The sequence below is a fragment of the Rhodoferax sp. GW821-FHT10B06 genome (genome assembly GCF_059415605.1).
On the sequence record NZ_JBWKNO010000004.1, the window covers coordinates 322,830 to 343,275 of the forward strand.

Consider the following 20,446-nt stretch of genomic DNA (forward strand, 5'->3'; position numbering starts at 1 on the left):
CTGTTACAGCGTAGCCGCCTGCCGGTAGGCGTCTTGTGCGGCGCTGCTGTCGCCGCGTTGTTCGGCGAGTACGGCCATGGCGCGCCAGGCACTGCGGCGCAGGCCGGCATCGTCCAGCTTGTGGATGGACTGGTTCAACAGTTGCTGGGCCTTGCCCCAAAGCTGGTGGCGCAGGCAGGCCATGCCTGCCAGGTACTGTAGATTCGGGTCGCGTGGGTTGTGCTGCTGCGCGGCTTCCACGCGATTCAGCCAGCCTAGATCCAGCGCGCTGTCCACTTGCGAGAATCCGCTTTCGATGGCGCGTATCAATTTGATCGCGTGGCTGTGCGTCTGCTCGGGCTGGGCGATGAACTGCTCCCAGATGGGCAGCAACCACTGTCGGGCCAGGCCTACGTCGCCTTGCAGTTGCACCAGGCGCTGGGCGGCATGCACGGCAACGTCGGGTATCAGCTGCTCTGTGGTTTCCAACTGGGCCCAGGCGCGCTGCAACTGGGCTGGGTCGTGGGCGGCATTCACCAGCTCCAGTGCCAGGCCACGCAGAATGCTTTGCGCCGCTGATGCCGAGAAGGCGCGGTGCTTGGCCAGCAAGCGGGCGGTTTCCAGCGCCGGCAGGGTTTGGCGGGCCAGGCGCGCGGCCTTGAGCCGGATGCGCAGGGCCAGGGTGCGACGCGCGGCGCCCAGTGACAGGGCATCCAGCCATTGCAGCGCGGCATCGGCGTCACGGTCTTCCAGTGCCCAGCGGGCTGCGCGCAGTTGCACGCCTTCGCGGGTTTCTTGGGCGTCGCGGTGGGCTGTGTTCTCCAGTGCCAGTTGCAGATGCTTGTCGCGGGTGGAAGCGTCTTGCAGCGCCTGAGCGCTTTCGGCGGTGACCAGGTGGGACAGGGCGCGCAGTTTTTCGGCATGGGCCAGGGCGTGGCCACTGTCCAGCAGGGCTTTTTCCTGGCGCAGCGCGGCTTCGGCGGCTTTGCGGGCGCGCAGAAAGCGGCCGGCGAGCATGTGCGAGAAGGCGTCCAGCAGGGCGGTATGGGTGGCACGTTCGCGTTGTTGCAAACGCCAGCGTTGGGCCTGTTGGGGCATGGCGAACAGCGCGGACAGTGCCTTCAGGGCCAGATGCAGTACGGTAAAGCTGGCCGCGATCAACAGCAACAGTAGGTTCAGTGAGATGTCTACCCGGTACGGCGGCCAGTACACGGTCACCGTGCCCAGGTTATTGCCCGCCAGTAGGGCGATGGCCACGGCCACCGCAAACAGGGTCAGCAGCCAGATGATTGCGCGCATGCTCAGTGCCCTGCCGCTGCGGTGGCCAGGGCCGCCAAGGTTTCATTGACCTGGGGCAGTTCGGCGGTTTTCATCTGAGCTTGCACCTGTTGCAGCAGGCCGGCCATGGACTGGGTCTTGCGCGACGCCGGGTCGAAATATTTGTTCAGTGCCATATTGGCGGCGGCCAGATCGGCGCGGGCCGACTCCATCTGCCGGGCCAGCAGGCCCAAGCGGGCATTCAGCAGCTTGAGCTTGAGGTTCTCGCGCAGGAAAAAGGTTTGCTCGGGCGATAGCAGGGCGGCTTCTGGCTGCTCGATTCGGCTGACGCGCACCAGCTTGCGGGCTTCCTGGTAGACCACATTCAGCCAGCGCTGCCACCACTGCGTAGCGGCAGGATCTGCGGCTTGGGCGGTACTGCTGACCGGACTGCTGGTGGCGACGGCGTTGATGGCGGGCAGCTCATCTACCTGGCGTACCAGTTCGTCCAGCTTCACCAGCAGGCCGGGTGTGTCGGTGGTGTTGGCGGATTTGATGCGTTCCGTGTCATGGGCGATGGCGCGCTGCAAGGGGGCCAGGCGTGGATGGGCGGCACGCGAGACGCGGTCGTCGGCGGTTTTCAGGGCGGCTAGCAAGGGTTCGGTGCTGCCGGTCAGTTGGGCTTGCTGCTGGGCCAAGCGCACGGCGGATTCAATGTCCACTACCAGGTTTTCGTCGCGTGAACGCGACAGGCTCTGCATCAGGTCTTCCAGCTGGCTGCGCTGCAGACTGGTTTCGCTGACGCGGGCGTCGGTGACAGCCTGGTGGGCGGCGGTTTCACGGGCCAGATCCTGGGCCTGGCGGGCAATGGTACGGGCCTCTAGGGACTGGGTGCCAGCATCCGCGCTTTGGCGGGCCAGGTGTTCCTGGATGTTGACCAGCTTCTGCCATAGCAGGCCGCTGCTCAGCAAGGCCCCGAGGGCTACGCCACCCACGATCAGTACGAGGGCGCGCGAACCTTTGGCGGGGGCCGGCGCGGTGGGAGCGGCGGTTACAGGGATGGGTTCTGAGGGCAGCTCGGCATTCATGCCTGCGATTCTATCGAGGCCACTATGGCATTCAATGTTGGACTAGTTTCCTCTACCGTGGCAAAGCCCGCCTGGCGCGCTGCCTGGGCGATACGGGGGTGGGTGGCCAGTGCGCGCGCCGTACCAAAACAGGCGGGCGGCAGCAGGGCTTGCAGATGGGTTACGGCCTCGGAGCTGCTGAACAGCCATACCGAGCCATCGCCGCAGGCCTGCTGTGCCAGTGCGATCTGTGCGGGGCTGAAGTTTGGTGCCCGCCGCTCATAGGCCACCACGGTATCGACCTGCGCGCCAGCGGCTGCCAATTGCTCGCTGAGCCAGCTGCGGCCCGCACTTTCCCCGGTATGGTCGCTGCCGCGCACGACCAGCACCCGGCTGCCCGCATGCACACTGGGCGCCACGACCTGCCACAGGGCTTCGGAGTCGAACTGGCTGGCCGACGCGTCCGGTGCATCGATCTGTTGGGAGGCCAGGCCCGCCTGGCGCAAGGCGTTGACGGTTCCCGGGCCCGTGGCCCATGCTCTTGTTTTAATAGCTTGTTGCGCAGGTTCTATCTGCGCTAGAGTCTTGTTGGATGCATAAAAATGGCGCACTGCATTGGCGCTCACAAACATGGCGGCCTGGTAGCTGGCCAACTCTTTCCAGGCCGTGTGTACCGGCTGCAGCTGGGTGGCGGCGGCGATCTCGATCAGTGGCAGTGCGTCGGCCTGCAGGCCGTGGGCTTGTAGATCGCGCACCCAGCGCTGCGCGTCCTGCGCGGGCCGGGTGACGATGACGCGGGGCAGTGGTGCCGTAGGCCGCCTCAATGTGCGCCGCCGGCGCGTAGCTGGGCCGCGACCTGTTCACCCAGGGCGGTGGCACTGGCCAGATCGCTCACGGGGGCTTGTAACTCGCTGGTAACCAGCGGTGCAGGCCGTTCGGCGTCGCCCCAGGCGGCGGCAATGTGCAGCTCAGTGCCCTGCCAGGTGGCAAATGCTGCCAGCGGCATGGAGCAGCTGCCACCCAGGCTGCGGCTGACGGCGCGCTCTGCCGCTACGGCCTGCCAGGTGGGCATATGGGCCAGCGGCGCCAAGGCGGCCAGTAGGTCGTTGCGGTCGGCCCGAATCTCGATGCCCAGGGCGCCTTGGCCGGCGGCGGGAAGCATGGTGCCGGGCGCAAAGCGTTGGCGTATGCGTTCGGCCAGGCCCAGGCGTACCAGGCCGGCACTGGCCAGCACAATGGCGTCGAACTGGCCTTCGTCGAGCTTGCGCAGTCGGGTGTCCAGGTTGCCACGCAGGGGCTCGATCCGCAGATCGGGGCGCAGCGCGCGCAGCAGTACGGTGCGGCGCAGGCTGGAAGTGCCCACCACGCCGCCCTGCGGTACTTCGTCCAGGCTGGTGTAGCGGGGGGATACCAGGGCGTCGCTGGGGTCTTCGCGTTCCAGCACGCAAGCCAGGCAGAAGCCGGTGGGCAGCTCCATGGGCACGTCTTTGAGTGAATGCACGGCGATGTCGGCGCGGCCTTCTTCCAGGGCGATCTCCAGCTCCTTGACGAACAGGCCTTTGCCGCCGACCTTGCTCAGCGAACGGTCCAGGATCTGGTCGCCCCGGGTGGTCATACCCAGCAGGCTGACCTGGTGGCCGCGTTGTTCCAGCAGGGCTTTGACGTGTTCCGCCTGCCACAAAGCCAGGCGGCTTTCACGTGTAGCGATGACGATGTGCAGGGGGGAAGTAGGGGAGTGGCTCAAACCGGTAACCTGTTGGTAATTTTTGAAGGCGATTGACGTCGTTTCCGGGGGAGGTCGATGCTAGCATGGGGCCTGCCCGCGTATCCCCCTCGTTCTTTTACTGCACCACTCGAAAGTCCACGCATGACCTCGGCAGATTCCTCCCCCGCCAGCGCCGCCAAGCGCACCCCGCCCAGCCCCACGCCAGTGACGCGTTCGGCCAGCCGGGACAAAGACAATGAACGCCCCTTGGTGGAGGATATTCGGCTGTTGGGCCGCATTCTGGGCGATGTGATCCGCGAGCAGGAAGGCGTTGCCGCCTACGAATTGATCGAGCAGGTGCGTAAGCTGTCGGTGGCTTTTCGCCGCGATGCCGATACCGAGGCCGACAAGGCCCTGAAGAAGCTGCTCAAAGGCCTGACTGGCGACCAGACGGTCAGCGTGATCCGCGCCTTCACCTATTTCAGCCACCTGGCGAATCTGGCCGAAGACCGCCACCATATCCGCCGCCGTGCCGTGCACGAGCGTGCGGGCGACACCCAGGAAGGCAGCATAGAAGTGGCTCTGGCGCGCTTGCGCTGGGCAGGTATAGCTCCTAAAACAATAGCGCAAACCCTGGCCAACAGCTATGTGGCCCCGGTGCTGACCGCCCACCCCACCGAAGTCCAGCGCAAAAGCATTCTGGATGCCGAGCGCGACATTGCCAAGTTGCTGACGGTGCGCGATGAAACCCGCGAACGCATGGTCGCCAATGCCAAGGATGCCCTGGCGCCACGCGAGCTGGCCCTGAATGAAGTCCAGCTGCGTGCCCGTGTCACGCAGCTGTGGCAGACCCGCTTGCTGCGCATGTCCAAGCTGACCGTGGCCGACGAGGTGGAAAACGCCCTCAGCTACTACGAGTCCACCTTTTTGCGCGAAATTCCCAAGCTGTATGCCGAGCTGGAAGCGGCCCTGGGTAGCCACCCGGTGCACAGCTTTCTGCGCATGGGCCAATGGATTGGTGGCGACCGCGATGGCAACCCCAATGTCAGCGCACAAACCCTGGACTACGCGCTGCGCCGCCAGTCCGAGGTCGCACTGCGCCATTACCTGACCGAGGTGCATTACCTGGGCGGCGAGCTGTCCCAGTCCGGCAGCCTGGTCACCATGTCGCCCGAGCTGCGGGCCCTGGCCAAAAGTTCGCCCGACACCAATGTGCATCGCCAGGACGAGCCCTACCGCCTGGCCCTGACCGGCATGTATGCCCGTTTAGCGGCCACCTTGAAGGACTTGACTGGCGGCGAGGCGGCCCGCCACGCCGTGGCACCGCAAAACGCTTATCTGTTGGCCGAAGACTTTTTGGCCGACCTGCGCACCATCGAAGCCTCTTTGCTGGCCAACCATGGCGCACCCTTGGCGGCGCAGCGCCTGCACCCGCTGATCCGTGCGGTGGAGGTGTTTGGCTTCCATCTGGCTACCGTGGACTTGCGCCAGAGCTCCGACAAGCACGAGGAAGTGGTGGCCGAGCTGCTGTCGGTGGCGCGTATCGAGTCGGGTTATTCGGCCCTGGACGAGTCGGCCAAGCGCACGCTGTTGCTGGGTCTGTTGAACGACGCGCGGCCACTGCGTGTGGTCGGAGCCCAGTACTCCGAGCATGCCTGCAAGGAAATCGCGATTTTCGAAATGGCCCGCGCCAGCCGCGCCCGCTTTGGCGTGCAGGCCATACGCCACTACATCATCAGCCACACCGAAACGGTCAGCGACCTGCTGGAAGTGCTGTTGCTGCAAAAGGAAGTTGGCTTGATGCACGGCACGCTGGATGCCAAGGCCACGGTGGACCTGATCGTCGTGCCGCTGTTCGAGACCATTGAAGACCTGCGCAATGCCGCGCCCATCATGCGCGAGTTCTATGCCTTGCCCGGTGTGGCCGAGTTGGTGCAGCGCAGCGGTGCCGAGCAGGACATCATGCTGGGCTACTCGGACAGTAACAAGGACGGAGGCATCTTCACCAGCAATTGGGAGCTGTACCGCGCCGAGATCGCCCTGGTGGAGCTGTTCGACCAATTGGCCAATAGCCACAACATTACTCTGCGCATGTTCCACGGCCGTGGTGGCACGGTGGGGCGTGGCGGTGGTCCGAGCTACCAGGCCATCTTGGCCCAGCCACCCGGTACGGTGCGCGGCCAGATCCGCCTGACCGAGCAGGGCGAAGTCATAGGCTCCAAATACGCAAACCCCGAAATCGGTCGGCGTAATCTGGAAACCCTGGTGGCCGCCACTTTGGAAGCGACCCTGCTGCAGCCTACCAAGTCGGCCACTCCGGCCTTTCTGAAGGCAGCCGCCAAGTTGTCTGAAACCAGCATGGCGGCCTACCGCAATCTGGTCTATGAAACCCCTGGTTTCACCTCTTACTTTTTTGATTCAACTCCGATCCGCGAGATCGCCGAGCTCAATATTGGCTCTCGCCCGGCCTCGCGCAAGGCCAGCCAGAAGATCGAGGATTTGCGGGCGATTCCCTGGGGCTTCAGCTGGGGCCAATGCCGCCTGACGCTGCCGGGCTGGTACGGTTTTGGTTCTGCCGTGGAAGCGTTTTTGAATGAAAACGGCGCGGCAGGCAAGAAGGATGCGCTGGGCGTGCTACAAAAAATGTACCGCCAATGGCCTTTCTTCCGTACGCTGCTGAGCAATATGGACATGGTTCTGGCCAAGAGCGACCTGGCCCTGGCTTCGCGCTATGCAGAGATGGTCAGCGATGCGCGCATGCGCAAGCGCATCTTCGCCAGCATCGAGTCCGAATGGCACCGCACGGCCGGTGCGCTGGCACAGATCACCGGTGAAAAGCAACGCCTGTCGGGCAATGCAGCCCTGCAGCGCTCGATACGCCACCGCTTCCCCTACATCGATCCGCTGCACCATTTGCAGGTCGAGCTGGTGCGCCGTTATCGCGCGGGCCAGGGTGACGAGCGGGTGCAAACCGGTATCCATATTTCCATCAACGGGATTGCCGCCGCCTTACGCAATACGGGCTAAACGGCCTCGGTGGCATGCAGGTTGCTCTGCAATAATCAAATCAAGGCGCCATTGCGGCGCCATGGTTTGTTTATTTCCAGGGAGTTTTTAAATGTTGATCCAACCCGTCGTTCTGTCCGGTGGCTCAGGTACGCGTCTGTGGCCGCTGTCCCGTGAAAAATATCCCAAGCAGTTGCTGTCGCTGGTAGGGGAGGATTCGCTGCTGCAGGCCACGGTCCGCCGTGTTGAAGGCCTGGGCACCGGCACGCTTGCTGCGCCCATGGTGGTGTGTAACGAGGAATACCGTTTCGTGATCGCCGAGCAGCTGCGCCTGATGGGCCAGCCCGGCAGCATCGTGCTCGAACCCACCGGGCGCAACACTGCACCCGCGCTGACACTGGCGGCCCTGGCTGCCCAGCGCGACGGTGCCGATCCAGTGCTGTTGGTCATGCCGGCCGACCATGTGATTGTGAACAAGCCCGCTTTTCAGGCTGTGGTGCGCCAAGGTGCGGCGCTGGCGGCCGATGGCGCCATCGTCACCTTCGGCATCACGCCGGACAGCCCTGAAACCGGCTATGGCTATATCCAGGCCGGTGCGCCTTTTGGTGCTGGCGGCGCTGCGGTGATTTCGCGCTTCGTAGAGAAGCCCGATCTGGCCACTGCGCAGAGTTATCTGGATGCCGGTACCTATTCCTGGAACAGCGGTTTGTTCATGGTCAAGGCATCCGTCTGGCTGGCGGCCATGGCGGTTTGCCGCGTTGACATTCTGGCCGCCTGCCAGAGTGCCTGGGATGCGGGCAAGACCGACGGCGAATTTGTGCGCGTGGGCAAGGACTTGTTCAGTGCCTGCCCCAGCGACTCCATCGACTACGCGGTGATGGAGCGCATTGCTTCGGGCCAGGCCGGCTTGCCCCCAGGTGTGGTGATCCCGCTGGCTGCCGGCTGGTCGGATGTGGGCGCATGGGATGCCTTGTGGCAGGTTCTGCCCAAGGACGACCAGGGCAATGTGGCCCAGGGCGATGTGCTGCTGCAGGATTGCCGCAATACCCTGGCCCTGTCCGAAGGCCGGCTGATTGCCTGCGTGGGCATTGAGAACGTAGTGGTGGTGGAAACCGCCGACGCCATTTTGGTGGCCCACAAGGACAAAACCCAGGACGTGAAGAAGATTGTTGAGAGCCTGAAGAAAACAGGCCGCTCCGAAGGCCAGCTGCACCGCAAGGTCTACCGCCCCTGGGGTTGGTACGACAGCGTGGACATGGGCAAGCGTTTCCAGGTCAAGCGTATCGTGGTCAAGCCGGGCGGCATCTTGTCGTTGCAGATGCACCACCACCGCGCCGAGCATTGGATCGTGGTGTCCGGGACCGCCAAAGTCACGCGCGGCGAAGACAGCTTCCTGGTGACCGAAAACGAATCCACCTACATCCCGTTGGGCACCACCCACCGCCTGGAAAACCCGGGCCGGGTCGAGCTGGAAATGATCGAAGTGCAGTCCGGCAGCTATCTGGGCGAGGACGACATCGTGCGCTTCGAAGACATGTATGGCCGTTAGACGCTTTGATTTGATAGCGTTTGACTGGGATGGAACACTGTTCGATTCCACCGCCATCATCACGCGCAGCATCCAGGAAGCGGTGAGGGATGTGGGCGGCACCGTGCCCAGTGATACCGCTGCCGCCTATGTGATCGGCATGGCCTTGATGCCCGCCCTGGCCCATGCTGCGCCCGATGTACCGGCTTCCAAGCACGCCGAGCTGGGTGCGCGCTACCGCCACCACTACCTGCAGCACCAGCACGACATCACGCTGTTTGCCGGTGTGTTGCCTATGCTGACCGAGCTCAAGGCGCGCCAGCACACCCTGGCCGTGGCCACCGGCAAATCGCGCCGGGGGCTGGACGAGGCTTTGCAATCGGTGGAGCTGGTGGGTATGTTCGATGGTTCACGTACCGCCGATGAAACCCAGGGCAAGCCGCATCCCCGCATGCTGCATGAGCTGATGCGCGAGTTTGGTGTGGCGCCGGAGCGCACGCTGATGATCGGTGACACCACGCACGATTTGCAGCTGGCGCTGAATGCTGGCTGCGCCAGTGTGGCCGTCAGCTATGGCGCCCATGCGGTGGACGGGTTTTCAGCCCTCAGCCCCTTGGTCATTGCCCATTCCGTGGCCGAGCTGCACGACTGGTTGCGCGCCAACGGCTGATTTCCACGGGCGGATTTCCATGCAAGCCATTCTCTTGTGCGATAGCACCGACTTGGTCGGGGGCGGCGATGCCGTACCTTTTGATGTTGTTTACCTGGGGCAAGCTTGCCGTGCTTTTGCCGTGCGTTTTGAGGGCGAAGTCCATGCCTATCTGAACCGCTGTACCCACGTGCCCATGGAGCTGGATTATCAGCCCAACCGGATCTTCGACGACTCCGGCCGGTGGTTGCTGTGTGCCACCCATGGCGCGGCTTACCAGCCTGCCACAGGTGACTGCATGGGCGGTCCGTGTCGAGGTGGTCTGGTGAAGATTGCCCTTTCGGAAGCCGATGGCAAGGTGCACTGGCATACTGCCCCCCAATTACAAACTGTTGAATTTTGAATATGACCGACCCGAATCTCCCTGGTGGACCCGATACACCGCCCACGCCGCGTGAACGCTCTGCGGACGCGTCTGGATGGGAGCGCGCCACCCTGGAGAAGCTGGCATTTGCTTCCCTGGCCGAGCAAAAAACCGCCCGCCGTTGGCGCAATTTCGTGCGTCTGGCCTGGCTGGTGTTTCTGATTGCTATGGTGTGGATTGGCTTGGACCGTGCTGCGCCTACCCCGGATAAGACCACCGCTCACACCGCGGTGGTAGAGATCAAGGGTGAGATTGCCGCCGGGGCCGATGCCAGTGCCGAGTTCGTGGTGGCCGCCATGCGCAGCGCCTTTGAAGACGAAGGCGCGCAGGCCGTGGTGCTATTGATCAATTCGCCCGGCGGTAGCCCAGTGCAGGCAGGCATCATCAACGATGAAATCCGCCGCCTGAAAGAAAAGTACAAGAAGCCGGTGTACGCCGTGGTGGAAGAAACCTGTGCCTCGGCCGCTTATTACATCGCCGTGGCTGCCGATGATATTTATGTGGACAAGGCCAGCATCGTCGGCAGCATTGGCGTGCTGATGGATGGTTTCGGCTTCACCGGCCTGATGGACAAGCTGGGTGTGGAGCGCCGCTTGATGACCGCCGGTGAAAACAAGGGCTTCATGGACCCGTTCAGCCCGCAAACCGAAAAGCAGCGCGCATTTGCCCAGGGCATGCTGGACCAGATCCACGCCCAGTTCATTGGCGCGGTGAAAGCCGGCCGTGGCAACCGCCTGAAAGAAACTCCCGAAACCTTCAGTGGCCTGTTCTGGACCGGCCAGCAGGCGGTGGAAATGGGGCTGGCCGACCACCTCGGCAACCTGGACTATGTGGCGCGCGAAGTGGTCAAGGCCGAAGAGCTGGTGGACTACACCCGCCGCGACAACGTGGCCGAGCGCTTGGCCAAGCGTTTTGGCGCCGCCGTGGGCGAGGGCTCAGTGAGAGCCTTAAAGGGCCTGCCAGCTCTGCGCTGAACGGCTTCAGCGTCCGATGGCAAATACGGCGGGCTGGTCTGGTACCAAGCCCGCCGTGTTTTTTTGGCGCCAGCCTTTGACCGTATCGCTCAGCGTGCGGCCCTGTTCCAGGGTCAGGCCGCTGCTGACCGCTAGTCGCGTGTTGTGCTGCAAAGTTTGTAGCAACCCTTGCAGCAATTGCGTGTTGCGATACGGTGTTTCTATGAAAATCTGGGTTTGCCCGGTTTTCAGCGCCAAAGCCTCCAACTCACGTATCCGCTGGCTACGCTCCGGCTCTGCCTGGGGCACATAGCCGACAAATGCAAAGTTCTGTCCGTTCAAGCCGCTGGCAGCCAGGGCCAGCAGCAGCGATACCGGCCCTACCAGCGGTACTACCTCCATGCCGAGCTCGTGGGCGGCGCGGACCACAGACGAACCCGGGTCGGCCACCGCGGGCATGCCTGCTTCGCTGACCAGTCCGATGTCAAATCCTTGCGATGCCGCAGCCAGCAAGGGCTTGGCATCAAAACCGGCCTGGTGGTCGCCTTTCTTATGGACTTCGCGCGGCAATTCTTGGATCTGCAGCGCCTGGATGGGCTGGGCCAGAGGGTAGATTGCATCCACTCGTTTCAAATAGGCACGGGTGGTCTTGGCGTTTTCGCAGACCCAGTGCTGCAGGCCTGCGGCCACACGCAACGTGCCGGCGGGCATGACCTCGTCCAGCGGCGTTTGCGTTTTGCAGCCAAAGTCCAGCGGCGCTGGCACCAGATAGAGCTTGCCTGGCGTCATAGCAGGCGAACTCCGGCTGCGCGCAGCAAGCGGCAGGTGCGGATCAGCGGCAAGCCAATCAGCGCGGTCGGATCGTCGCTGTCGATGGCGTCCAGCAAACTGATGCCCAGGCCCTCGCTTTTGGCGCTGCCGGCGCAGTCGTAGGGCTGTTCGGCCAGAAGGTAGGCTTCGATTTCTGCATCGTCCAGCAGGCGGAACTGCACTCGCACCGGAGCGAGGGCGGTTTGCTCAAAGCCGGTTTCCAGGCAAACCACCGACACGGCGGTCTGGAACACCACGGTCTGGCCGCGCATTTGTCGCAATTGCGCCACGGCCCGCATATGGTTGCCCGGTTTGCCCAGGGGCTGGCCGTCAAGGTCGGCGACCTGGTCGGAGCCTATGACCACTGCCTGCGGAAAGCGCGCGGCCACGGCCCGCGCCTTGTCCAGTGACAGGCGCAGCGCCAAGTCGCGCGGGGCTTCGCCCGGGCGGGGGGTTTCATCGACATCGGGTGCCGATACCTCAAAGGGAATGCGCAGGCGCTGCAGCAGCTCCTGCCGATAGCGCGAGGTCGAGCCCAGCACCAAGCTGCGCGAGGAGGAGGAGGGTGAAGAAGAATGCATGGCGGGATTCTCTTACACTGCACACCATGAAAACCGAGAACCCCGCCACTCCCTTTGATGTACGCGCGTTTGCGCAAGCTGCGGGATCGCGCACAGCCCAGGATTCGCTACAAAAATACGAGCGTCTTGCGCAGGAAGTATCTGCGCTAGAGTCTGATTTAATGGTGAACTGGAGCATACAGGGCGAAGCCCGCCCGGTACCCGGTGAGGCGCCTGAAATCTGGCTGCATGTGCAAGCCGACACCTGTCTGCCCCTGACCTGCCAGCGCTGCCTGACGCCGGTGGAAGTGCCATTGGCGGTGGACCGCTCGTTTCGTTTCGTGGCCGACGAGGAAACCGCCGCAGCTCTGGATGACGAGTCCGAAGAAGACGTGCTGGCGCTGGACCAGGAGTTCGATCTGGCCAATCTGATCGAGGACGAGCTGCTGATGGAGATCCCCCTGGTGCCGCGCCACGAGGTGTGTCCGGTGGCGGTGAAGCTGGAGGTGGTGGACCCAGAATTTGAGGCCGCGCTGGCTGAAAAGCCCAAGCCGTTTGCCGCCTTGGCCCAGTTGCGCAAGGGCGGCTCCGATTGATCGCTGGTGTCTATATGCTGGCTTGGGCTATAATCTAAGGCTTCGCGCGAAAAAGCCTATGTGCTTTGGTGGTTCGGATGGGTCTCGTATGGGCCATTTTGATCCATCTTTATGGACGGCCGAGGGTGTCTCGGTTTTGACTGTTTCGCGCCTCCTTCCGTTTTCGTGTTTGTAATCTTATTTAAGCGTTTAGATTTAAACGCATTTACCAGGAGCCGACCATGGCCGTCCAACAAAACAAAAAGTCCCCTTCCAAGCGCGGTATGCACCGTTCGCACAATGCACTGAACGTGCCTGGTATCGCTGTGGAACCCACCACTGGTGAAACCCATCTGCGTCACCACATCAGCCCCAATGGTTTCTACCGTGGTCGCCAGGTGCTGAAGAACAAATCCGAAGCCTGATCTGCGCTTTAAATACAAGGCCCGGCGCTACGTAACCCGTAGCTTCGGGCCTTTGTCTTGATGTTTGTCTCTTTTGATTTCACCGCTGCAGGCGGCACGGGTTCGGCATGATCACTCTGGCTGTTGATTGCATGGGTGGCGACCACGGACCAGGCGTGACATTGCCTGCGTGTCGCCAATTTCTGGATAAACATCCCGAAGCCAAGCTGTTGTTGGTCGGTCTACCCGACCGGCTGGCGGGTTTCAGCCATCCGCGGGCAAGCCTGGTGGCGGCCAGTGAGGTGGTGGGCATGGACGATCCCATCGAAATCGCGCTGCGTAAGAAAAAAGACTCGTCCATGCGGGTGGCGATTGCCCAGGTTAAGCAGGGTGATGCCCAGGCTGCCGTGTCTGCGGGCAATACCGGCGCGCTGATGGCGATTGCACGCTACCTGTTGAAGACTCTGGACGGCATTGACCGTCCGGCGATTGCCGGGCAAATCCCCAATGCCAAGGGCGGCGCCACCACGGTGCTGGACCTGGGCGCCAACGTGGACTGCCAGGCCGAGCATCTGCTGCAGTTTGCTGTCATGGGCTCGGCCCTGGTCTCGGTCCTCAGTGACAATCCCAACCCGTCGGTAGGTCTGCTGAACATTGGTGAAGAAGCCATCAAGGGCAATGAAACCATTAAGCGGACCGGTGAACTGCTGCGCGCGGCTGCCAGTTCGGGTGATCTGAACTTCTACGGCAACGTGGAAGGTAACGATATCTTTGTGGGTACCACCGATATCGTGGTCTGCGACGGCTTTGTCGGCAATGTGGCGCTGAAAACCAGCGAGGGTCTGGCTGCAATGATTGTCGGTTTTTTGCGTGCCGAGTTCTCCCGCGGTATCTTTACTAAATTCACGGCAATTTTGGCGAATCCGGTTCTATCGGCGCTTAAAAAACGTATGGATCACCGGCGCTACAACGGTGCGGCCTTGCTGGGCTTGCGTGGATTGGTGTTCAAGAGCCATGGTTCGGCGGATGCGTTTGCTTTCGAACAGGCCTTGAACCGGGCGTATGATGCAGCCCGAAACAACCTGTTGGACCGGGTCCAGGCACGTATCGCGCACGCAGCACCGCTTTTGGTGGTGGCTGTAGCGCCTGTGCTGGAAGCCGCCGCACCCATGAGCGCATGACGAGAACCTATTCCCGTATTACCGGCACCGGTAGCTACCTGCCCCCCCGCCGTTTGACCAATGCCGACCTCGTCACCGAGTTGGCAAGCCAAGGCGTAGAAACTTCAGACGATTGGATTGTGGAACGCACCGGCATCCGGGCGCGCCACTTTGCGGATGCCGATGTCTCTACCAGTGATCTCGCCCTGCATGCAGCCCGTCGGGCACTCGAAGCCGCTGGCCTGGAGGCTAAGGATATCGATCTGATCGTTGTGGCTACCTCCACGCCCGACATGGTCTTCCCATCGGCTGCCTGCATTCTGCAAAACAAATTGGGTATTGCCGGCTGCCCGGCATTTGACGTGCAGGCGGTGTGCAGCGGATTTGTTTATGCGCTGACCGTGGCCGACGCCATGATCCGAACCGGCACAGCCCGCAAGGCCCTGGTAGTGGGCGCCGAGGTGTTCTCCCGTATTCTGGATTTCTCGGACCGCACGACCTGCGTGCTGTTTGGCGACGGCGCGGGGGCCGTGGTGCTGGAGGCCTCTGAAACGCCGGGCATCCTGGCTAGTGATCTGCACGCCGATGGCAAGCATGTGGGTATTTTGTGCGTGCCCGGCCAGGTGTCTGGTGGCGTAGTGGCCGGCCATGCCATGCTCAAGATGGATGGCCCTGCTGTGTTCAAGCTGGCCGTGGGTGTTCTGGAGGAAGCCGCACGTGCCACCCTGGCCAAGGCCGGCAAGACCGAAGCTGATATCGATTGGCTGATTCCGCACCAGGCGAATATCCGCATCATGCAAGGCACCGCCAAGCGCCTGAAGCTGTCCATGGACAAGGTGATCGTCACCGTGGACCAGCATGGCAATACCTCGGCTGCGTCGATTCCGTTGGCTTTGGATGACGGCGTGCGCGGCGGCAAGATCAAAAAGGGTGACACCCTCATGCTGGAAGGCGTGGGTGGCGGTTTCACCTGGGGTGCGGTGCTCTTAAATCTATAGCTGCTTGCGCTGGTGCTATTTGCACTACAGGCAGTTTTGATAGGTAACTCTATGAACAATTTTGCATTTGTATTTCCGGGCCAGGGCTCCCAGTCCGTGGGCATGCTGGACGCCTGGGGTGTCCACCCCGTAGTGGTGCAAACCCTGCAAGAAGCATCCGATGCTTTGGGTGAAGACATCGCCCAGCTGATCCAGCAAGGCCCGAAAGAAGCGCTGGCCCTGACCACCAATACCCAACCCGTCATGCTGGTGGCTGGCGTGGCCGCCTACCGGGTATGGATGGCCGAGACCGGTGCTGCACCATCCGTGGTGGCCGGCCATTCCCTGGGTGAATATTCCGCCTTGGTTGCCTCTGGTGTGCTGACCTTGGCCCAGGCTGCACCTCTGGTGCGTTTTCGTGCCCAGGCCATGCAGGATGCCGTGCCCGTGGGCATGGGGGCCATGGCGGCAATTTTGGGTATGGATGCTGCGAAAGTAATAGCTGGCTGCGCAGAAGCTACAAGCGCTACACGTGCTTTGGGCTCGGAATTTGCTGCCGAAGTGGTGGAGGCTGTGAACTTCAATGATCCCGGTCAGACCGTGATCGCGGGTAGCAAGGCTGCGGTTGAAAAAGCCTGTGAAATGCTCAAGGCCAATGGTGCCAAGCGCGCTCTGCCTTTGCCGGTGTCGGCGCCGTTCCATTCCAGCCTGATGCGGCCTGCCGCCGACAGGCTGCGTGAGAAGCTGGCGACCACGGCGTTTGCTGCGCCCCAGATTCCGGTGGTCAACAATATTGATGTGTCGGTTGAAACCGATGCAGACCGTATTCGCGACGCCCTGGTGCGCCAGGCCTTTGGTCCGGTGCGCTGGGTCGAGTGCGTCGCCGCCATCAAGGCGCGCGGCGTCTCCACCCTGGTGGAGTGCGGGCCGGGCAAGGTGCTGGCCGGCATGGTCAAACGTATCGATGGCAGCCTGACGGGTCTGCCCCTGTTCGACCCGGCCAGCCTGGCCGAGGTCCAATCCACTGTTTTGGGAGCTGCTGCATGAGCGCTGTGGAATTTGCGGGCCAGGTGGCCCTGGTGACCGGCGCTACGCGCGGTATTGGCGCGTCCATCGCCCTGGAGTTGGCCCAACGCGGCCTGAAGGTCATTGGTACAGCCACCAGCGAAGCCGGTGCTGCTGCCATCGGCCAGGCGTTGGCAGCCTTTCCCGGCAGCGCCGGCAAGAAGCTGGACGTCAACGACGCGGATGAAGTGGCTGCCGTGGTGGATGCCATTGCCAAGGAGCATGGCGGTTTGCAGGTATTGGTGAACAATGCTGGTATCACCCGCGACACCCTGGCGATGCGCATGAAAGATGACGACTGGGATGCGGTGCTGGACACCAATCTCAAGGCTGTATTTCGCTTGAGCCGCGCCGTGATGCGGACCATGATGAAACAGCGCTACGGACGCATCATCAGTATCACCTCGGTGGTGGGTGCTTCGGGCAACCCTGGCCAGGCCAACTACGCGGCCGCCAAGGCAGGTGTGGCCGGCATGACCCGTGCCCTGGCCCGTGAGCTGGGCTCGCGTGGCATCACCGTGAATTGCGTGGCGCCCGGTTTCATCCAGACCGATATGACCGCCAGCCTGCCGCCCGAACAACAAGCCGCCCTGCTGGGCCAGATTCCGCTGGGCCATCTGGGTGCGCCTGCGGACGTAGCGCACGCTGTGGCCTATCTGGCATCGCCGCAGGCCAGCTATGTGACGGGGCAGGAGCTGCACGTCAACGGCGGCATGTACATGTAAGCGGCCTCTGCCGCATACGACCAAATCCAACCGTTCTATCCGTACGGTAGCCCGGGCAGGGGATCTTCAGCAGCCCGGCTAAAATCACGGATTCTTTTACAACACTCAGAGGGAACTATGAGCGATATCGAAGCACGCGTTAAAAAAATTATTGCCGAACAACTTGGCGTTGAAGAAGCACAAGTGACCAGCGAAAAGTCTTTTGTGGCTGACCTGGGCGCGGACTCCCTGGACACCGTGGAACTGGTGATGGCACTGGAAGACGAGTTCGGCATCGAGATCCCGGACGAAGACGCGGAAAAAATCACCACGGTGCAAAACGCGATCGACTACGCAACCAGCCACCAAAAAGCCTAAATCAGGCTGCACATGGCCCGTGTGTTGCACACAGACCGGGAATGCGCGGTGTACACCCCCGTTTCTCGCTGTCTGCCCAGTTCGCGATAGCGCACTGTGCAACTCTTTTGCTGTTAACCAGACCTCTTTAATTTATGTCCCGTCGTCGCGTCGTTGTCACAGGTTTAGGGTGCATAAGTCCCGTGGGTAACACGGTGGCTGATTCGTGGTCAGCCTTGCTGGCCGGCCAGTCAGGCATCGACATGATCCGCGCATTTGATGCCAGCCCCTTCTCCTGCAAATTTGCCGGAGAGGTCAAGGGTTTTGATATTACTAGCCTGATTCCCGAGAAGGAAGCGCGCCATATGGACCGCTTTATCCATCTCGGCATTGCTGCGGCTATGGAAGCCGTGGCCGACGCGGGGTTGAGCACGGGTGACGCGTTGACGGAAGAGCAGGCGGCCCGCATAGGCTGCAATATCGGCTCAGGCATTGGCGGTCTGCCCATGATTGAGCAGACGCATACCGAATTGACCAACCGAGGTGCTCGCCGCATCTCGCCGTTTTTCATTCCGGCTTCTATCGTCAACATGATTTCGGGCCATGTTTCTATCAAATTTGGTTTCAAAGGCCCCAATATCGCTGTTGCAACGGCCTGTACCACCGGTCTGCATGCCATAGGGCAGTCAGCGCGGATGATTGAGTACGGTGATTGCGACGTGATGGTTGCAGGCGGCTCTGAAGCAGCTATATCGCCTTTGGGCCTGGGTGGCTTTGCCGCAGCGCGTGCCCTGAGTACGCGCAACGATGACCCCGCCACCGCTTCCCGTCCCTGGGACAAAGACCGTGATGGCTTTGTGCTGGGTGAGGGTGCCGGCGTGATGGTGCTCGAAGAGTACGAGTACGCCAAGGCCCGCGGCGCCAAGATCTACGCCGAAATCGTCGGCTTCGGCATGAGTGGCGATGGGTTCCATATGACCGCTCCGAACGTGGACGGTCCACGCCGCTCCATGCAGATGGCTTTGAAGAACGCGGGTGTGAATGTGGACCAGGTGCACTATTTGAATGCCCATGGCACCTCTACGCCCTTGGGCGATGCGAACGAAACCAATGCCATCAAGCTGGCCTTTGGTGAGCATGCCAAGAAGTTGGTGGTGAATTCCACCAAGTCCATGACCGGACACTTGCTCGGTGGCGCTGGCGGTATTGAAAGCGTGTTTACCGTGCTGGCCTTGCACAACCAGAAGAGCCCGCCGACCATCAATATTTTCAACCAGGATCCAGAGTGTGATCTGGACTACTGCGCCAACACTGCACGCGATATGCAGATTGACGTGGCGGTGAAGAATAATTTCGGGTTTGGCGGCACCAACGGCAGCTTGGTTTTCAAGCGCGTCTAAGCCCGTCAATCCTGACGCGATAGCCGATCTGACTTCCGCTGCTTCATGCACAACGCCCCATCGGTGAGCTATCCGGTGGGGCGTTCTGCTATCCAGGGCTGGTTAACACTCAGTTTGTGGCTGTTGGGCTTGGCCACGGTATTGGGCTGGTGCTGGCAGGCAGATGCTGTGGGCTGGCGGCAGTATCTTGCTTTGGCGGCTGTTCTCGGCGTCGGGGCGGCGGCTGTGCGGGGCTGGCGCCAGATGCCGCTAGGAGTCCTTCGCTGGGATGGGCAGCAGTGGTTCTGGGCCGCTACCGGTGAGCCAATGGCTGTCGCGGTGGCTTGTAGATTGGACTTGCAGCGGCATTTGCTGTTGCAGCTGCGCCCCCAGTCGGGTCGATCTTTGTGGTGTTGGGTGGCACATGCCCAGCATCCAGAACGCTGGCATGGCCTGCGCCGTGCTGTATATTCGCCCGCCAGACCAAAAGCCGATGTGTCGGCTGTGTTCGGGTCTGAACCATGACTTCACTTCCACCGCCTATTTTGACGACACCCCCCACGGCTACCGATAGCGACCTGATGCTGGTGGAGCGCACTGTAGCGGGCGACCAGAAGGCTTATGGCCTGTTGGTCATGAAATACCAGCGTCGCATCCAGCGCCTGATAGGCCGGATGGTGCGGGATGTGGACTTGGTGGAAGACATTGCCCAGGAAACATTCATCCGCGCCTACCGTGCGCTGCCCAAATTCCGCGGCGATGCGCAGTTCTATACCTGGCTGTACCGCATTGCTATCAATACCGCCAAGAAGACCTTGATGGACTTCAAGCGCGATCCCACGGTGTCCGAAGCGGCCATGCGTCCTTCTGACAACGACGATGAAACTTACTACCGGGAAAACGAACCAACCAGTCCAGACACCCCGGATACGGTGCTGGCCGCCAAGCAGATTTCCTCGGCGGTGAACGAGGCCATGGATGCCTTGCCGGCGGATTTGCGGCAAGCCGTGACTTTGCGCGAGATTGAAGGCATGAGCTATGAGGACATTGCCGAAATGATGCAGTGCCCGATAGGCACGGTGCGTTCGCGCATATTCCGGGCCCGTGAGGCGATTTCGGCACGGGTCAAACCCTTGCTGGAAAACCAGTCCGGCAAGCGTTGGTAAGTGAAGCACGATTTTGAAGATGCGCTAACAGGAAACAAGGTGATGCAAATGGGCACGGAACACGCGAACAATCCCCAGGACGCACTGTCGGCACTGGCCGATGGTCAGCTGCGCGGCGCGGCTTTTGCGCAGGCTGTCGAACGGGTGGAGCAAGACGCAAATGCGCAAGCAACCTGGCATGCCTACCATGTGGTGGGCGATGTGCTGCGCTCGGGCGACTTGGCGTTCTGTTCCGATGACCAGGCGTTTCTGGCCCGGTTCCAAAGTCGTCTGGCCCTGGAGCCTGCACTGACGTCCACTGTGAGTGCTGCGAATTTGATAGCTATCGACGCATATAAAGCGGGCGCAGAGGCCCATTTATATGCTGAGGCTACAACTCCCAAAGAGGCCAGCAACGAGCGTTTCTTTGGCTGGAAGCTGGTGGCCGGCCTGGCATCCGTGGTGGCGGTTGTGGCGGTCAGTTGGGGTGTGCTCAGTGGTTCTGGTGCTGCGCCCGCGGGACCCCAGTTGGCGCAGGCGGATGCCCAGAGCCAGACCTCTACCCAGGTGCAGCAAGCTGTGACCTTGGCGGATGGCGCTCCCCAGGTCATGCTGCGCGATGCCCGTCTGGACGAGTTGATGGCTGAACACAAGCAATTTGGCGGAACCTCGGCGTTGCAGATGCCGGCCGGTTTTTTACGCAATGCGACCTTTGAAAGTCCGGCCCGTTAAGGGCTGTTGA

General features: G+C 61.9%; 21 protein-coding genes. 15 read left to right on the forward strand and 6 right to left on the reverse strand.

The window, feature by feature from the left end:
• Positions 1-3: 3 nt before the first annotated feature.
• From AC07O2_RS08930 to hemC, 4 genes are read right to left on the reverse strand one after another with little or no spacing between them, the layout of a single operon-like run.
• A complete protein-coding gene (locus AC07O2_RS08930; RefSeq protein ID WP_495075375.1) occupies positions 4-1,278 on the reverse strand; it encodes a heme biosynthesis HemY N-terminal domain-containing protein in 1,275 nt (424 codons plus the stop codon).
• 2 nt (positions 1,279-1,280) lie between these two features.
• Positions 1,281-2,324: a uroporphyrinogen-III C-methyltransferase gene (locus AC07O2_RS08935; RefSeq protein WP_495075376.1), complete on the reverse strand. Its 1,044-nt coding sequence runs from the start codon at positions 2,322-2,324 to the stop codon at positions 1,281-1,283.
• Positions 2,321-3,127, reverse strand: a complete 807-nt coding sequence (locus AC07O2_RS08940) for a uroporphyrinogen-III synthase (RefSeq protein WP_495075377.1) — start codon at positions 3,125-3,127, stop codon at positions 2,321-2,323. Before AC07O2_RS08940 ends, AC07O2_RS08935 begins: the two co-directional genes overlap by 4 nt.
• Positions 3,124-4,047, reverse strand: coding sequence for a hydroxymethylbilane synthase (hemC, locus tag AC07O2_RS08945; RefSeq protein WP_495075378.1), 924 nt, complete (start codon positions 4,045-4,047; stop codon positions 3,124-3,126). Before hemC ends, AC07O2_RS08940 begins: the two co-directional genes overlap by 4 nt.
• Before the next feature lie 123 nt (positions 4,048-4,170).
• Here hemC and ppc point away from each other — a divergent pair, with 123 nt between their 5' ends.
• The 5 genes from ppc to AC07O2_RS08970 all read left to right on the forward strand — a co-directional run bounded on the left by ppc (position 4,171) and on the right by AC07O2_RS08970 (position 10,589).
• A complete protein-coding gene (ppc, locus tag AC07O2_RS08950) occupies positions 4,171-7,035 on the forward strand; it encodes a phosphoenolpyruvate carboxylase (RefSeq protein WP_495075379.1) in 2,865 nt (954 codons plus the stop codon).
• Positions 7,036-7,126: 91 nt separating this feature from the next.
• Positions 7,127-8,563 (forward strand): mannose-1-phosphate guanylyltransferase/mannose-6-phosphate isomerase, encoded by a 1,437-nt coding sequence (locus tag AC07O2_RS08955; RefSeq protein WP_495075380.1) that lies wholly within the window; start codon positions 7,127-7,129, stop codon positions 8,561-8,563.
• Positions 8,553-9,212 (forward strand): HAD family hydrolase, encoded by a 660-nt coding sequence (locus tag AC07O2_RS08960; RefSeq protein ID WP_495075381.1) that lies wholly within the window; start codon positions 8,553-8,555, stop codon positions 9,210-9,212. The genes AC07O2_RS08955 and AC07O2_RS08960 overlap by 11 nt, the downstream gene beginning before the upstream one ends.
• A 19-nt stretch (positions 9,213-9,231) precedes the next feature.
• Positions 9,232-9,594 carry a Rieske (2Fe-2S) protein gene (locus tag AC07O2_RS08965; RefSeq protein WP_495075382.1) on the forward strand — a complete coding sequence of 121 codons (363 nt, stop codon included), beginning with the start codon at positions 9,232-9,234 and terminating at the stop codon, positions 9,592-9,594.
• A 2-nt stretch (positions 9,595-9,596) separates the two neighbouring features.
• Positions 9,597-10,589, forward strand: coding sequence for a S49 family peptidase (locus AC07O2_RS08970; RefSeq protein ID WP_495075383.1), 993 nt, complete (start codon positions 9,597-9,599; stop codon positions 10,587-10,589).
• A 6-nt stretch (positions 10,590-10,595) separates the two neighbouring features.
• On the opposite strand, the gene AC07O2_RS08975 is transcribed toward AC07O2_RS08970, so the two are convergent.
• Positions 10,596-11,357, reverse strand: coding sequence for an SAM-dependent methyltransferase (locus AC07O2_RS08975; RefSeq protein WP_495075384.1), 762 nt, complete (start codon positions 11,355-11,357; stop codon positions 10,596-10,598).
• Complete coding sequence (locus AC07O2_RS08980; protein WP_495075385.1) at positions 11,354-11,959, reverse strand: Maf family nucleotide pyrophosphatase; 606 nt, start codon at positions 11,957-11,959, stop codon at positions 11,354-11,356. The genes AC07O2_RS08975 and AC07O2_RS08980 overlap by 4 nt, the downstream gene beginning before the upstream one ends.
• A 26-nt stretch (positions 11,960-11,985) precedes the next feature.
• On the opposite strand from AC07O2_RS08980, the gene AC07O2_RS08985 reads away from it, so the two are divergent.
• From AC07O2_RS08985 to AC07O2_RS09030, 10 genes are all read left to right on the forward strand, one after another.
• Entirely contained in the window at positions 11,986-12,534 is a 549-nt protein-coding gene (locus tag AC07O2_RS08985) for a YceD family protein (protein WP_495075386.1), read from the forward strand.
• Positions 12,535-12,755: 221 nt separating this feature from the next.
• The gene (gene rpmF, locus AC07O2_RS08990) at positions 12,756-12,938 is read left to right on the forward strand and encodes a 50S ribosomal protein L32 (protein ID WP_005794249.1); all 183 of its coding nucleotides are present in this window, start codon (positions 12,756-12,758) and stop codon (positions 12,936-12,938) included.
• A 107-nt stretch (positions 12,939-13,045) separates the two neighbouring features.
• On the forward strand, positions 13,046-14,098 hold the full coding sequence (gene plsX, locus AC07O2_RS08995) for a phosphate acyltransferase PlsX (RefSeq protein WP_495075387.1): 1,053 nt from the start codon (positions 13,046-13,048) through the stop codon (positions 14,096-14,098).
• Positions 14,095-15,075: a beta-ketoacyl-ACP synthase III gene (locus AC07O2_RS09000; RefSeq protein WP_495075388.1), complete on the forward strand. Its 981-nt coding sequence runs from the start codon at positions 14,095-14,097 to the stop codon at positions 15,073-15,075. Before plsX ends, AC07O2_RS09000 begins: the two co-directional genes overlap by 4 nt.
• Positions 15,076-15,126: 51 nt before the next feature.
• Positions 15,127-16,101, forward strand: a complete 975-nt coding sequence (gene fabD, locus AC07O2_RS09005) for an ACP S-malonyltransferase (RefSeq protein WP_495075389.1) — start codon at positions 15,127-15,129, stop codon at positions 16,099-16,101.
• Positions 16,098-16,844 carry a 3-oxoacyl-ACP reductase FabG gene (fabG, locus tag AC07O2_RS09010; RefSeq protein WP_495075390.1) on the forward strand — a complete coding sequence of 249 codons (747 nt, stop codon included), beginning with the start codon at positions 16,098-16,100 and terminating at the stop codon, positions 16,842-16,844. Before fabD ends, fabG begins: the two co-directional genes overlap by 4 nt.
• Positions 16,845-16,961: 117 nt before the next feature.
• Positions 16,962-17,201 carry an acyl carrier protein gene (gene acpP, locus AC07O2_RS09015; RefSeq protein ID WP_490592454.1) on the forward strand — a complete coding sequence of 80 codons (240 nt, stop codon included), beginning with the start codon at positions 16,962-16,964 and terminating at the stop codon, positions 17,199-17,201.
• A 134-nt stretch (positions 17,202-17,335) separates the two neighbouring features.
• Positions 17,336-18,580 (forward strand): beta-ketoacyl-ACP synthase II, encoded by a 1,245-nt coding sequence (gene fabF / locus AC07O2_RS09020; protein ID WP_495075391.1) that lies wholly within the window; start codon positions 17,336-17,338, stop codon positions 18,578-18,580.
• A gap of 500 nt (positions 18,581-19,080) precedes the next feature.
• Positions 19,081-19,725, forward strand: coding sequence for an RNA polymerase sigma factor RpoE (gene rpoE / locus AC07O2_RS09025; protein WP_495075392.1), 645 nt, complete (start codon positions 19,081-19,083; stop codon positions 19,723-19,725).
• A 42-nt stretch (positions 19,726-19,767) separates the two neighbouring features.
• Positions 19,768-20,436 (forward strand): sigma-E factor negative regulatory protein, encoded by a 669-nt coding sequence (locus AC07O2_RS09030; protein WP_495075393.1) that lies wholly within the window; start codon positions 19,768-19,770, stop codon positions 20,434-20,436.
• Positions 20,437-20,446 lie beyond the last annotated feature (10 nt).

What these genes read in the sequence shown, in the direction of transcription:
- AC07O2_RS08930 (WP_495075375.1), bottom strand. Translation starts at nt 1,278, where the DNA reads ATGCGCGCAATCATCTGGCTGCTGACCCTGTTTGCGGTGGCCGTGGCC.
- AC07O2_RS08935 (WP_495075376.1), bottom strand. Translation starts at nt 2,324, where the DNA reads ATGAATGCCGAGCTGCCCTCAGAACCCATCCCTGTAACCGCCGCTCCC.
- ppc (WP_495075379.1), top strand. Translation starts at nt 4,171, where the DNA reads ATGACCTCGGCAGATTCCTCCCCCGCCAGCGCCGCCAAGCGCACCCCG.
- AC07O2_RS08955 (WP_495075380.1), top strand. Translation starts at nt 7,127, where the DNA reads ATGTTGATCCAACCCGTCGTTCTGTCCGGTGGCTCAGGTACGCGTCTG.
- AC07O2_RS08960 (WP_495075381.1), top strand. Translation starts at nt 8,553, where the DNA reads ATGGCCGTTAGACGCTTTGATTTGATAGCGTTTGACTGGGATGGAACA.
- AC07O2_RS08965 (WP_495075382.1), top strand. Translation starts at nt 9,232, where the DNA reads ATGCAAGCCATTCTCTTGTGCGATAGCACCGACTTGGTCGGGGGCGGC.
- AC07O2_RS08970 (WP_495075383.1), top strand. Translation starts at nt 9,597, where the DNA reads ATGACCGACCCGAATCTCCCTGGTGGACCCGATACACCGCCCACGCCG.
- AC07O2_RS08975 (WP_495075384.1), bottom strand. Translation starts at nt 11,357, where the DNA reads ATGACGCCAGGCAAGCTCTATCTGGTGCCAGCGCCGCTGGACTTTGGC.
- AC07O2_RS08980 (WP_495075385.1), bottom strand. Translation starts at nt 11,959, where the DNA reads ATGCATTCTTCTTCACCCTCCTCCTCCTCGCGCAGCTTGGTGCTGGGC.
- AC07O2_RS08985 (WP_495075386.1), top strand. Translation starts at nt 11,986, where the DNA reads ATGAAAACCGAGAACCCCGCCACTCCCTTTGATGTACGCGCGTTTGCG.
- rpmF (WP_005794249.1), top strand. Translation starts at nt 12,756, where the DNA reads ATGGCCGTCCAACAAAACAAAAAGTCCCCTTCCAAGCGCGGTATGCAC.
- plsX (WP_495075387.1), top strand. Translation starts at nt 13,046, where the DNA reads ATGATCACTCTGGCTGTTGATTGCATGGGTGGCGACCACGGACCAGGC.
- AC07O2_RS09000 (WP_495075388.1), top strand. Translation starts at nt 14,095, where the DNA reads ATGACGAGAACCTATTCCCGTATTACCGGCACCGGTAGCTACCTGCCC.
- fabD (WP_495075389.1), top strand. Translation starts at nt 15,127, where the DNA reads ATGAACAATTTTGCATTTGTATTTCCGGGCCAGGGCTCCCAGTCCGTG.
- fabG (WP_495075390.1), top strand. Translation starts at nt 16,098, where the DNA reads ATGAGCGCTGTGGAATTTGCGGGCCAGGTGGCCCTGGTGACCGGCGCT.
- acpP (WP_490592454.1), top strand. Translation starts at nt 16,962, where the DNA reads ATGAGCGATATCGAAGCACGCGTTAAAAAAATTATTGCCGAACAACTT.
- fabF (WP_495075391.1), top strand. Translation starts at nt 17,336, where the DNA reads ATGTCCCGTCGTCGCGTCGTTGTCACAGGTTTAGGGTGCATAAGTCCC.
- rpoE (WP_495075392.1), top strand. Translation starts at nt 19,081, where the DNA reads ATGACTTCACTTCCACCGCCTATTTTGACGACACCCCCCACGGCTACC.
- AC07O2_RS09030 (WP_495075393.1), top strand. Translation starts at nt 19,768, where the DNA reads ATGCAAATGGGCACGGAACACGCGAACAATCCCCAGGACGCACTGTCG.